This is a genomic window from Ottowia thiooxydans DSM 14619 (assembly GCF_000422885.1).
Taxonomy (GTDB): Bacteria; Pseudomonadota; Gammaproteobacteria; order Burkholderiales; family Burkholderiaceae_C; genus Ottowia; species Ottowia thiooxydans.
In genome coordinates this window covers 1-12,407 of the sequence record NZ_AUGX01000070.1, presented here as the reverse complement: position 1 = coordinate 12,407, position 12,407 = coordinate 1, and the positions used below count along the sequence as shown (strand labels likewise).

General features: G+C 59.3%; 13 protein-coding genes. 9 read left to right on the top strand and 4 right to left on the bottom strand.

Translation table 11 applies throughout. The features are described from left to right. The first annotated feature begins 347 nt into the window (after window positions 1-347). Window positions 348-1,202: a substrate-binding periplasmic protein gene (locus G518_RS0125970; RefSeq protein ID WP_028604979.1), complete on the top strand. Its 855-nt coding sequence runs from the start codon at window positions 348-350 to the stop codon at window positions 1,200-1,202. A 97-nt stretch (window positions 1,203-1,299) separates the two neighbouring features. Here G518_RS0125970 and G518_RS38800 read toward each other — a convergent pair whose 3' ends face one another. Both G518_RS38800 and G518_RS37035 read right to left on the bottom strand, forming a co-directional pair. Continuing rightward, on the bottom strand, window positions 1,300-2,253 hold the full coding sequence (locus tag G518_RS38800) for an NAD(P)-dependent oxidoreductase (protein WP_051237416.1): 954 nt from the start codon (window positions 2,251-2,253) through the stop codon (window positions 1,300-1,302). Next, window positions 2,250-2,738: a MarR family winged helix-turn-helix transcriptional regulator gene (locus G518_RS37035; protein WP_051237415.1), complete on the bottom strand. Its 489-nt coding sequence runs from the start codon at window positions 2,736-2,738 to the stop codon at window positions 2,250-2,252. The genes G518_RS38800 and G518_RS37035 overlap by 4 nt, the downstream gene beginning before the upstream one ends. Before the next feature lie 166 nt (window positions 2,739-2,904). Between G518_RS37035 and G518_RS0125955 the strand changes: the two genes are divergently transcribed. From G518_RS0125955 to G518_RS0125930, 6 genes are all read left to right on the top strand, one after another. Continuing rightward, window positions 2,905-3,126, top strand: coding sequence for an acyl-CoA carboxylase biotin carboxyl carrier protein subunit (locus G518_RS0125955; RefSeq protein ID WP_028604978.1), 222 nt, complete (start codon window positions 2,905-2,907; stop codon window positions 3,124-3,126). Window positions 3,127-3,270: 144 nt separating this feature from the next. Beyond that, on the top strand, window positions 3,271-4,308 hold the full coding sequence (locus G518_RS0125950) for a Bug family tripartite tricarboxylate transporter substrate binding protein (RefSeq protein ID WP_084652290.1): 1,038 nt from the start codon (window positions 3,271-3,273) through the stop codon (window positions 4,306-4,308). 22 nt (window positions 4,309-4,330) lie between these two features. After that, window positions 4,331-5,896, top strand: a complete 1,566-nt coding sequence (locus tag G518_RS0125945) for an acyl-CoA carboxylase subunit beta (RefSeq protein ID WP_028604976.1) — start codon at window positions 4,331-4,333, stop codon at window positions 5,894-5,896. 31 nt (window positions 5,897-5,927) lie between these two features. Beyond that, window positions 5,928-6,965: a Bug family tripartite tricarboxylate transporter substrate binding protein gene (locus tag G518_RS0125940; protein ID WP_051237414.1), complete on the top strand. Its 1,038-nt coding sequence runs from the start codon at window positions 5,928-5,930 to the stop codon at window positions 6,963-6,965. Then, entirely contained in the window at window positions 6,962-8,227 is a 1,266-nt protein-coding gene (locus tag G518_RS0125935; RefSeq protein ID WP_245598136.1) for a CaiB/BaiF CoA transferase family protein, read from the top strand. The genes G518_RS0125940 and G518_RS0125935 overlap by 4 nt, the downstream gene beginning before the upstream one ends. A gap of 61 nt (window positions 8,228-8,288) precedes the next feature. Next, a complete protein-coding gene (locus tag G518_RS0125930) occupies window positions 8,289-9,353 on the top strand; it encodes a hypothetical protein (protein WP_156909550.1) in 1,065 nt (354 codons plus the stop codon). A gap of 38 nt (window positions 9,354-9,391) precedes the next feature. Here G518_RS0125930 and G518_RS0125925 read toward each other — a convergent pair whose 3' ends face one another. Beyond that, window positions 9,392-9,586, bottom strand: coding sequence for a DUF2905 domain-containing protein (locus tag G518_RS0125925; RefSeq protein ID WP_028604972.1), 195 nt, complete (start codon window positions 9,584-9,586; stop codon window positions 9,392-9,394). 15 nt (window positions 9,587-9,601) lie between these two features. Next, window positions 9,602-10,609: a class I SAM-dependent methyltransferase gene (locus G518_RS0125920; protein ID WP_156909551.1), complete on the bottom strand. Its 1,008-nt coding sequence runs from the start codon at window positions 10,607-10,609 to the stop codon at window positions 9,602-9,604. Window positions 10,610-10,724: 115 nt separating this feature from the next. Between G518_RS0125920 and G518_RS0125915 the strand changes: the two genes are divergently transcribed. Further along, window positions 10,725-11,513 (top strand): SDR family oxidoreductase, encoded by a 789-nt coding sequence (locus tag G518_RS0125915; protein WP_028604970.1) that lies wholly within the window; start codon window positions 10,725-10,727, stop codon window positions 11,511-11,513. Beyond that, entirely contained in the window at window positions 11,510-11,887 is a 378-nt protein-coding gene (locus tag G518_RS0125910) for a dihydroneopterin aldolase (RefSeq protein ID WP_028604969.1), read from the top strand. The genes G518_RS0125915 and G518_RS0125910 overlap by 4 nt, the downstream gene beginning before the upstream one ends. Window positions 11,888-12,407 lie beyond the last annotated feature (520 nt).

Below are 12,407 nucleotides of genomic sequence, written 5' to 3'. Positions count from 1 at the left end.
GCAAACCCTCGCCGGGTGTCCAACCCGGCTGCGGTTTGCGCCTTGATTGCGGCTCGCCAGAACCTCACGCGGGGGTGAATTTAGTGTGAACACGCCCTAGCTATCAAGATTCACACAGCTAGACGCCCTACCGATGAGCAGGCATTGATCGGGGAGCAGGCCCGTCTGATTGCGCGGGCTTTGGCGCAGCATTTCTAAGTAGAAACACCAGCCGTATTCCAAATAAATTTAGTTGACTTCTAAAATTATGATTAGTAATATAAATTAATGACTGAAACACATCCTTGTCGGGTTGGTGCCGGGCAGAAAAATGAGGGGGCCCGCTAGCCCTCACAACAGGAGAGTGAATGGCAAATAGCACTTCGATTTTTTCTAGTGACTCGCTACTGCAACGCATTCGGGCTGTCCTTCTTCAGCCGAGTGCCCCCATCGGGCGGTTCGTTCCCAGTATCAGTTCAATATTGCGCCGTTCGGTTTTCGCTTGTCTGTTCGGCGCGATGTCTGCTTACGCCAGTGGTGGTAACGATGCCAAAGCGCTGACTTTGCGCCTTGCGCATGACCAGAACTTTCCGCCGTTTGCTGAGAGCGTTGATGGCCGGTCCCGGGGCATGGCGATCGATCTGGTTTCGACGGCGGCAGATAGAGCCGGAGTGCCCATCCAGTTCGTGCCGGTACCGTTCGAGCAAATTCAGCGCACGTTGAACGACGGACGTGCCGACATCATTTTTCCGATAGCAGTCAATGCGGAACGTTTGAAGACGATGGACTTCGGGCGTCCATTGATGATGTCCGGTGGTGCCATTTTCGTACGCGCGCCGGCCATAGCGCCGGCAGACACGAACTGGTTGAATGGCAAGGTCATCGTCACACCAAAGACCGGGCCACTCGCCGGCTTCATCGCGAAGCATATGCCCGAAGCGAAACTCATCGTCACTGCCGATTACGACGAAAGCCTCAAGCGACTCGTCGATGGCGAGGCTGATGCTGCAGCGCTTAACAAGCAAGTCGGAGCCATGCTTGCCGCGCAACAATATCCTGGAAAGATCACGCCAGGCGACCGACTCTTCCTTGAGCTGCCGCTCGCGATGGCTACCCCCAAGGGGAAGGGAGATCGGCTCAAGTTACTCGACGACGCGATCGAGAAGATGCGTGCGGACGGTACCTGGCAATCCATTGTTGACCGTTGGACGCCGCCGCGTTGAGGCCAAGGGTGCCGCAGCATATCTCAAGTGTTCATCCACACATGGTGAAATCAGCGACGTCCATCCGACACTCAGCAGTTCAAGTGGGCTGAGTTTTTTAAGACGATGCGCTTCTGCGGCGAAGCTCCGAAGCAATGACGTCTTCAGCGGCTTGTGCCACCCGTTGGCCCGCTTGTTTGCTGCCCGCGCCGGCATAGTGCGGTGTGATGATCAGATTTGGTGCTGACCAGAGCTCATCATCCTCAGGCAAAGGTTCTGGGTCTGTCACATCGAGCCCAGCGCCTTGCAGATGACCGTCTTGCAAGCACCGCAGCAGTCCATGGCGTTCGACCAACGGGCCCCTGCCCACGTTGATCAAGAAGCTACCAGGGTTCATTTCCCGGAGGGCGTCTTCTGACACGATGCCATTGGTCAAGTCGCTCAAAGATATGGCGCAGATGAGGATGTCCGCACCCTGAAGAGCGTCTCGCATCTCATGCAGCTGGAATCCTTTTTCGGCACCGGCGTCAGTCGCCACGCTGCGGGATACGAAGCGGATACGGACGTCGAATCCAGCCAGGACTTTCGCCAGATACTGGCCAATAGCGCCGCGGCCCAGGATCACGACGGTCTTGCCCTCGATGGAGGTGGCGCGCCGCGACAGCAGACCCTTGGACCACTTCTGCGCGCGCTGTTGCTCCCAGGCGGTGGGCAAGCTTCGGATCAGGGCAAACAATAGTGCAATGGCGTGATCACCCACGGCGTTTGCAGTAGCGCCTGGCGTGTTGGAGGTCCGCACTTCAGGCGGTAGTTTACAAAGCGGAACGCCATCGTTGCCCGAACTCACCACATGCATCCATTGCAGTGAGTTTTCCGATTTCACAATGGACGCGATCAGTGCCGCCTCTTCCGGCGAAGGGTTGGCAGATATCAACCCCTCTGCCTTTGGTAAAACCCGGGCCACCTCTTCTTGAGTGGTCACGATCTCCAGCTCAATGCCCTGAACCTGTTGGAGCATCGCGATGAGTTCATTGCGCCCTAGCGGGATGTTGGGCCAATAGACAACTTTCATTTTTCTTCACCGTAAGCGATTTGACTCAGGGACTCGCGCAGAGATTGCATGCGCTCGGCGCCTACGATTTCTGTGTATTCGTCTTCAATGCGCTGGATGCTTGCATGCATGCATCTCAGATAGTCCAAGCCAGGTTCCGTGAATTTGACCAGGAAGGCGCGCTTGTCTGCGCCATCGGGCTCCCGATGAAGCAGGCCCGCTTCTTCCAGTTCCTTGACCAGACGCCCTATGGCCTGTTTGGAGACACCCATGCGGCGCGCCAAGTCCACACTGCGTGTGCCGTCCAGATCAATGAATGGCAGCAATCGCCCGCTGGCCTGGCTCATCACCGCCTTGTGCTCGTTCGCGTGGCTCATGACGAAAGCGTCATTGGCCATGCGATCGGCCAGGCGATCCAGGAAGTCGCGGCGTGCCAGTAGCAGTAAGCGGCCGATCCCTTGTCGGCGGGCGGCCTGTAGGGTTTGCAGTTGATTTCTAGTGAGCATGCGCCGGGGAATGTAGCACCGCCACACGAGTCGCTTCACAAATCACGACACGATGGTAAACGATGTTGACTAATTAATGGTTTGATCTTAGATTCTGGATCAAGTCAGCACGGGCGCTGCGCCATGTAGCGTGGGTGCTTGCAACTATTGAACCAAGGAGATCGATATGGCGCGCATTGAAGTGAGATCTGAAGTGACCGGCAAGGTCTGGAAGATTCTGATTCCGGTAGGCCAAAGGGTAGAAGCCGAGGACGCCGTGATGGTGGTTGAGTCCATGAAGATGGAGATTCCGGTTGCCAGCGAAAAAAGCGGTGAAGTTGTTGAATTGATGGTGGGTGAGGGTGATTCCGTGGAGGATGGACAGGTGCTTGCCATCGTGCAGACCTGACCAGGCCCAGGCGGGAGCGCAGCTTCGCTCCTGCACTGAGGAGAGAGGGCACCAGACGACCGCGATGGCTCTTTGCCTCGCTACCGATGAAGCGCATCGGAAATGGTTATGACGCGTCGAATTTCTTGATACCAAGGAGGTTCCATGAATATCGCTGTTCAGTTTCCCTCTCACCGAATCTCGGCGTTCAAGCCGGTTTCGCGCATCCTGGTCAATATCGCTGCCGCTTGCGTGCTGGTGATGGCGTGGTCTTCCCTGGCCTGCGCGCAAGGCTGGCAGCCTAGTCGCAAGGTGGAATATCTCGTGCCTTCGGGCCCGGGCGCTGCTCTGGATCTTGCGGCGCGCGAGATGACGCAGACGCTGGAGCGCAAGAAGATGATCGATCAACCCATCATCGTCTCCAACCGCAGCGGAGGCGCTGGCACGGTCGCGATACAGGCCTTGCTCCAGCACTCAGGTGATGGGCATTGGCTGTCCACTTTCACCACCGGCATGCTCAATGCCCGCGCCATTGGCAATGTCGCGGCATCCTATGAGGAACTGACTCCCATCGCAGTCATGCTGGAGGAATCGATCGTCGTAGCGGTGAGGGCTGATTCGCCCATCAAGAACGCAAAAGACCTTGTCGACAAGCTCAAGGCTGCGCCCAACTCGCTCTCCATAGGGGTGGCCACTGCGATAGGCAACCACATACATGCGGGCATCGCGAAACCGCTCAAGGTGGCCGGTGTCGACATTGCCAAGCTGCAAATGATTCCGTTCAAGTCTTCCGCTGAATCCATGACGGCGTTGCTGGGCGGGCACCTCGATCTGGTGGCCGCTTCTACGCCCAATGTCATCACGCAGATGCAGGCCGGAAGGATTCGGGTGATCGCCGTGGCGACGGCAGAGCGTTTGAGTGGTGTGCTTTCGTCCATTCCCACATGGACAGAGCAGGGTGTGCCTGCGGTCTTTTCATCGGTGCAGGGCGTGCTCGGTCCCAAGGGCATGACACCTGAGCAAATCAAGTACTGGGAGGACGCTTTCCGCACGGTGAGCGAAACCCCTGAGTGGAAGAAATTCCTGGCCGCACAGAACTGGCGGCCGATGTTCATGGGGTCAGCCGAGATGAGTCGCTACCTGGCCACGGAATACACGGCTACCAAAAGCCTGATCGACGACCTGAAGCTACAAAGCAAATGAAGCCAATGAAGGAGAAGTCAGTATGAGTTGGAGAGAAGAAGCGCAAGAAATCCATCGCCGCAGGGAGTTGGCCGAGGCCTGTGGCGGCGTTGCCGCCGTAGAGAAGCATCACGCAGCCGGCAAGCTGACAGTACGTGAACGCATTTCCGGCCTGCTCGACGAACGATCCTTCCGCGAGGTTGGCAAGCTTGCGGGCAAGGCGACCTACATCGATGGAAAGCTGACAGGCTTCGAACCTGCGCCTTATGTCATGGGGCTGGGCGCTATCGACGGCCGAGCGGTGGCGGTAGGCGGAGAGGATTACACCATCCGCGCCGGCACGGGCTTTGGCAGCGACCGGCGCAAAGGCGGGCAAGGGGGGTTCGTCGAGGATCTCGCCTTTGAATACCGCATCCCGCTGATCAACCTCATTGATGGAACCGGTGGCACGGTCAACACAGTCAAGCGCAAGGGATACTCGGTCATTCCGGGCTACGGCTGGGACGGATTCGAGCGGTCAGCCTCCTTGATGGGCATCGTGCCGGTGGTCAGCGCGGTCATGGGCACTGTTGCAGGGGGGCCGGCAGGCCGTGCGGTGCTTGCCCACTGGACAGTGATGGTGCGTGACACCAGCCAGATCTTTGCTGCGGGGCCGCCCGTGGTGGAGCGGGCCTTTGGCACGCGGCTGCACAAGAACGATCTGGGCGGTGCCAAGATTGCTGCGGACACCGCTGGCACCATTGACAACGTGGCTGCCGACGAAGCAGATTGCTTGCGACAAATTCGTCGCTTTCTCTCCTACATGCCTCAGAACGCCTGGGAGCTGCCGCCGTCTATCGTCTCTGCTGACCGCGTTGACCGATGCGAGGATGCGCTGGTGGACATCATTCCGCGGTCTGATCGGCGCGCCTACAACATGAAAAAGCTGGTCAGCATGGTGGTCGACGAAGGCTCCGTGTTCGAGATTCAGCCTACCTTCGGGCGCGCAGTGATCACTTCTCTGGCGCGAATGAATGGGCACGTGGTGGGCGTGATCGCCAACAACCCCATGGTCGGTGGCATTGTCGATGTGAAGGCGGCGCGTAAGCAGTCGCACTTCATTGAGCTGTGTGATTCGTTCAACATTCCACTTGTGTTTTTTGTCGATGTTCCCGGCTTGTTGGTGGGCGTGGAGTCTGAATCTGAAGCGATCATGCGCTTTGGCATTCAGCAACGCTACGCGTTGGCACAGGCCACGGTGCCCATCTACACGGTCATCGTTCGAAAGTGCTTCGGTGTGGCTGGTGGCAGTGTGATGGACCGCAGTGGACTGAACTTCAAGATTGCCTGGCCATCGGCCAGTTGGGGTTCGCTGCCTATCGAGGGCGGCGTCAAGGCCGCCTACCGCAAGGAGATCGAGGAAGCGCCAGATCCACAGGCCCGCGAAGCCGAGATCGAGGCGGAGCTACGAGCACTGTCGTCGCCATTCCGCACCGCCGAGGCGTTCGCTGTGGAGGATTTGATTGATCCCCGCGAGACCCGGCCTTATCTCTGCCAGTTTATTGAGGCGGCGCAGCACCGCTTGCGTACCCAAACCGGGCCGAAGGCACGGACTGGCGTCAGGCCGTGAGACTTCGTTAGAAAAAATACAGGAGACAAGCATGAGCAACGGCAAATCGCAGCTTTCACAGCAAGGCCAGAGCCGCCGCCGCGCAGTGGGTGGCATGGCAGGCGTGGCATTGGCGGGTCTACTTCCAGGCGTGGCGACAGCGGCTTGGAAGCCCGATCAGAACGTGGAATTTTTAGTGCCAGCCGGTGCGGGGGGGGCGCTCGATCAGGTGGGCCGGGCCATGAAGCAGTTCTACGATGAAACGGGTGATGCCCCACCCGGTAAGACTTTCCTGGTCACCAATAAGCCAGGGGCTAACGGCAAGATCGCTTTCGATTTTCTCAAGCAACGGCCAGGCGATGGCAACTTCCTTTCTCTCAATACGCACGGCTATATAGCCAGTTACCTGACGGGCAATCTCGATGTCTTGCCCCACCGTGAGTTCACGACTATTGCCGTGCTGCAAGATGAGTACCTGACACTGGCGGTGCGGGCTGATTCGCCGATCAAGAACGTGCGCGACCTTCTAACGGCCATGCGGCGCGACGCGGGAAGCCAGCGCATGGGGGTGGCCACCAGTATCGGCAATCACATTCACGTGGGAACGGCCAAAGCCTTGAAGGCCGGCGGGGTGGACATCAAGAAGTTGGTTGTGGCACCCTTTAAATCCTCGTCGGAATCCATCGTGGCTCTGGTGGGGGGCCACCTGGAAATAGTGGCGTCTACAACGCCTAACGTCATCACCATGATGCAAAGCGGCAAGATCCGGCTGTTGGCCATCAGCTCCCCGCAGCGGCTGGGCGGAGCGTTCAAGGATGTTCCCACGTGGCGCGAAAGCGGAGTGGATTCAGATTTCAGCTCCGCGCTGGGCATCATCGCGCCCAAAGGCATCTCGGCCGAACAACTTGCTTACTGGGAAGGTCGGTGCAAGGAGCTGGTGGAGCACAAGGAGTGGAAATTGCTCGTGGAGCGAAATCAGAGCCGCTCGAATTTCATGCCGCACGCAGAAGCGCAGGCCTATTACGAAAGGGAGTACCAGTCCATGCGCGGCATCGTGAATGAACTGGGGCTGTTGCAGGTGAAGGCATGACGCAACGCGATTCCAACGTAACACAAGCCGAAATGCCTTCCGCTGGGGGAGTGCCTTTGGGGCCGCTGTCTGGCTACCGAGCCATCGAACTGTGTTCTACCGTAGCCGGCCCTGCCTGCGCGCGGCTGCTGGCGGATTTTGGTGCGGATGTCATCAAGGTGGAGCCGCCTGCGGGCGATCCGCTCCGCAGCATGGGGCGGCACAAAGATGACGTGTCGCTCTATGCCGCCACCATCTTGCGGAACAAGCGCGCGATCACTATTGACCTGAAAAAGCCAGATGGCGTGAAGCTCGTTCGCACGCTGGCCCTGAAAAGCGATTTGCTGGTAGAGAACTACCGCCCTGGCGTGATGGAACGCCTGGGCCTGGGCTATGAAGATCTTTCCAAAGAAAACCCAGGCCTGGTCATGGTGCGCATTTCGGGTTATGGTCAGACCGGCCCCTACAGCAAGCGGCCTGGTTACGGTGCGATCTGTGAGGCGGTAGCCGGCGTGCGCCACCTCACAGGCGATCCGGATCGCCCGCCAGCACGAGTCGCCTTGGCCACCACCGATTACCTTACCTCGGTCTACGCTGCTTTTGGTGCGGTGACCGCGTTGCTGGCACGCAACCGCACGGGGCGTGGCCAAGTCGTCGATGCTGCGTTGTACGAAGCTGCCTTCGCGCAGATGGAAGCGTATGTGCCTGCGTACGAGACTACCGGTTTCATTCCCAACCGCGTGGGCCCCAACCTGCCGAACATGGCGCCCAACAGCCTGTACCCCACCAAGGACGGGGGCTACGTGCTGATTGCCGCCAATAGCGACGCCACCTTCAAGCGCCTGATCGAGGTCATGGGGCAGCCGGAACTGATAAACGACCCGCTGATGTCCTCCATTCGTACGCGCGGATCCAATATTCCCTATTGCAACAGCGTGGTCTCGGCCTGGACGATGCAGCACGACGGGATTGCGATCGAGCAAATGCTGCTCGTGGCGGAAGTTCCTGTCTCGCGGGTCTACACCATGCCTGATATCTTTGCCGATCCCCACTTTGCTGCCCGAGACATGCTGCCCAGGGTGCCGCATCCGCAACTGGGTGAGCTGGTGCATCCTGGTGTGGTGCCAAAGCTGTCTGATACCCCTGGGCGAATCGTGCACAGCGGCCCGGACCTGGGGCAGGACACGCGTCAGGTGCTGAGTGATGATCTCGGGTTGTCAGCCAGTGAGATTGCTGATTTGTTCGAACGGCAGGTGGTGTTCGAAAAGCCAGCTGAGGCCTAAAGTCCTCGCCTTAACGGCTCCCATAGGCAGGCCATAATAAAAGTCTTTCAGGGAGCAGGCGATGACACGGGAATGGAATGGACTCGTTGGGGGTATGAGCACGGTCGTGCTCCTGGGCGCGTTGTTGGCGGGATGTGCGAGCGGCAGTCCTGGCAGTCCAGCAGGCGATGTGCCCACTCCCAGCCCAGAAGCCTCACAGAGCAGCAAAAGCTCTGACGGAGATAAAGCCGTCGCTGCCGCAGCCAGCAAGAAAACAAAGTTCAGTGGTCAGGAGCCGTATGTGACCATGGAGGCGGAGGATAAATTTGGCCGTTACCACACGATGGTGACCAAGCTGACCTACGCCATACGCGGCAATGCGCTGGAGCGGGTGGCGTACGACGAGGGCAATGCGCCAGAGGTGCGTGCCGAGGGTGTCTTCAACAGTGATGTGGAAGGTGACGCAGCCTTCCATTGCACCGAGCGCGGCGCGGCTTACAACCAGGCCACTATGTGGTATCCCTACACGGGGTTGCTGGTGCACGGCGGCACTCTGACCGGCGTGAGGCAATCCGCAGGCACGCCGCGTGCCACGGTAGTCATGGACGAACGCAGCGAAGTGGGCGAGCTGTGGGTCAAGCGTGAAACCACGCCTTTTGTTTTTGCAGGATGCGTGGGGCCGCACGCGGTCCAGCGCGGCCACCGCACGCGGGTTGGCTTTGTGCAGGCCGGCGACCGCCTGTCGGTGCGAGTGCCTGGTCAGCGCACGCCTCTCCAAGTGCGGGTACCGAGCGATGTGCAGGTGTACGCCGCGCTCGAGTTCTCCGATGGACAAGTTGCACTGGCCCCTGCCCGCATCGTGCTGGCCACTGTAGACGTCCCGCGCAAACGACTGGTTCTGCAAACCCAAGTCAGTTTTCCGGTCAATAGCAGCCTCACCAAGGCGACCCTGGCGGAAGCCTCGACCGCTGAAAAACCGGCCGGTTCGAGTAGTCAGTCGCCGCAAGAGCAAGAGAGTTTCAAGCGTGTGAATCGCGCCATCTTGACCCACTTGGCCAAATGCAAGCCTGCCACGTCGCCGGTGAATGATGCCTGCCTGCAACCCGATACAGCATTGACGAAGCAATTGGGCCTGCTACGCGATTGAGTGCTGTTGCGCCTCGAATTCGTCCGGGCGCTTCGTGATCACAGCACGCGTGCGATCAAGCTCGCCACCCCGCTGAGCAATAGCGTGGTGGTGAGCGGTATGAACCACTCGCGCCCAAACAGCCGAAAACGGAAATCTCCCGGCAAACGCCCGAAACCGAGTTTTTGCAGCAGCGGCGTAAACCAACTGATGAACATCAGGGCGACGAAGATAACGATGATCCACCGAATCATGTGGGGCGCCTTATTTCATAGCCGGTGAGTGCGGTCGCCTTCGGCGAACCCGCGTGCGACCCAGCTGTCGCTGGTGGAGAAACCGATCACCTTGAACAGCTCTCCCATCTCATGCTCGGCCACCAGCTTCATGGCCGTGGCGCGTTCAGGCAAGCTCACCGTCTGCATGAGCTCGGCCATGCCGCAGTTGAGCAGAAACCTCCCCTGTGACGTGTATCCCAGCACAGACAAACCGGCATCTTGTGCGGTCATGGCTATGCCCGTGAAATCCACGTGGGCAGTAATGTCCTTGATGCCGACATCAATCAGAGGGTTGTCATCAACCTGATGCGCCCGGTGGCACACCAGCGTCCCGCCAATACGCTGAGGATGGTAGTACTCGGCTTCTGGAAAACCGTAGTCGAGGAAGAAAGCCGCGCCGCCGGTGCCCGCGCGAAGGCACGCCGCTAACGTGGAAATGAAGGCGCGTGCCTGGGGGTGAATTTCGGTCACCACGTCGTGCTCGCCTTCAATGGGGAAGGGGGGCTGCAATGGGCTGGGGCGATCCGCCCAGGCGAACCCGTTGCCATGCAAGGCAACACCGCGCTCATGCCAAACCCCGTTCAAACGCGCCAGTAATTGCACCGGCATGGCATCCAGCACCTCATTGCCGATCACGACACCGCTGATCGCCTCGGGCAGCGTATCGTGCCATTGCACCTGCTCTCCCCAGGCCGCTAAAGCCGCTTGCTGACGGGCCCGCAGAGTGCCGGAGACGTCGACGATGTGGTAGCGATGCACCCGCTCCCCCAAAGACTTCATCATTTGTGCTGCGAGGGCGCCCGAACCGGCGCCGAATTCCCAAACATCGTCACTGCCCGTGGCATCCAGCGCCTCCCGTACCTGCACCGCCAGTGTTTGGCCGAACAGCGGTGAAAGCTCCGGGGCGGTGATGAAATCGCTCCCGCTGGCAGGCATGGCGCCGAACTTTGGCGCCGTATTGGCGTAATAACCCAGGCCGGGTTCATACAGCGCCAGCTGCATGAAACGGTCGAACCCTATCCAGCCGCCAGAGGCAGCAATGACCTTCTCCACCCGAGCTTGCAAGGGGGAGGCTAAACTGATTGCTTCGCTTTGCACAGGTTGATTGTCTCTCTAAATGCCTACATCTTCATCCGACGCGCACCGTACCGTGCTGGTGACGGGTGCTGCCAGGCGGCTTGGCCGCGAGATTGCGCTGACGCTGGCACGCGCCGGCTGGCACGTGGCCGTCCACTATCGAGCGTCCGGTCAGGATGCCAGGGAGACGGCCATGGCCTGCAAGGAGCTGGCAGGGGCTTCCGGACTTTTTGAGACTGACTTGGCCGACGAGGCAGCGGTGCGCGCCCTGCTGCCGCGTGTGGTGGCCGAGATGGGCCGAGTCGATGCCGTAGTCAACAGCGCCAGCGTGTTTGAGTTCGATGACACCGCCAGTTTCAGCGCCGCAGCGATGGAGCGCCATTGGCGCACCAACACAGCGGCCCCCATTTTGCTCGCCCAGGCCCTGCACAGCCACCTCACCGCGCGCGCCGCTGGCCCAGTCAGTGGCTGTGTGGTGAACCTGCTGGATCAGAAGCTTTTCAACCCCAACCCGGATTTTTTGAGCTATACGCTCAGCAAGGCCGCGTTGCACACGGCCACCACGTTGCTGGCCCAATCTCTTAGTCCGCAGGTGCGGGTGGTGGGGGTGGCCCCTGGCCTCACACTGACCAGTCACATGCTGGGCGAAGAAGAATTTGCTGCGCTGCATGCCTTAAGCCCTCTAGGCCGATCCTCCACACCAGAAGACGTGGCCCGAACCGTTCTGTTTGCGCTTGAAAATCGCTCCATGACGGGAACGACGCTCTTGGTCGATGGCGGGCAACACCTGATGAAGTTCGACCGCGATTTTTCTCTAATGAAGCCATGACCTCTTCTGTCTCCACGGGCCAACAAACCCTGACGCTCACCGGCCTGCGCTTTGACGCCACTTTGGGCATTCTGGCCCATGAACGGACCGATACCCAGCCGATTCAGGTGGATGCCGAATTGAATCTGGGCGTTCAGGCTCTCAAGCCACATGATGACGACATCAACCGCGTGCTTGATTACCGCAAGGTGCGTCAGATCATCATCGATGAATGCACCGCTGAACATGTGAATTTGCTTGAGTCGCTGATCGGAAAACTCACCCTGCGGCTGCTGCAACTCCCTGGCGTTCTGGGTGTGCGGGTCAAGATCGCCAAGCTTGAGATCTTTGAGGATTGCGAAGTGGCGATTCGGATGGAGTCGGGGCAGTGGTAACAGGTTCTTCGGACAACTCCCTCTCCCTTTGGGAGAGGGTGGGGGTGAGGGCAAGCGGCGGTTGATTGGGCGCTTCGGGTGCTAATTACCTTCTGCTCATCTCTCGAGGTCGGAGGCCGGGATTGCGCCCGGCGGCGCACCTACGTTTCTTTGCTCGCCAAAGAAATGTAGGCCAAAGAAAGGCGACCCCAAGTCCGTGTCCCTACGCTGCGCTCCGGGCACCCTCCGGTGCTCGGTCAATGGGCGGTGCGGCAGAACTTATATGGACGCCTCCCGTGTGGCAAGCGAATTTTTGAAGTTTTGACTTGGCGGGTTCATTACGGTCTTATATCCGGCCTGGAAGCAATGCGGATCCTGAGATCCGCTGCGGGCCCTGATGGTGATTCGCGAGGTTGGAGCTCATCTCACTGGCGGGCTAATCCATGAACAGCCCTGAGTTCTGCACAGCTTTCCCAACCCACGGTCTGACCGCTTTGCCATCACTTCATCTACTCGCCTACACACTCATTGGGGGCTACGC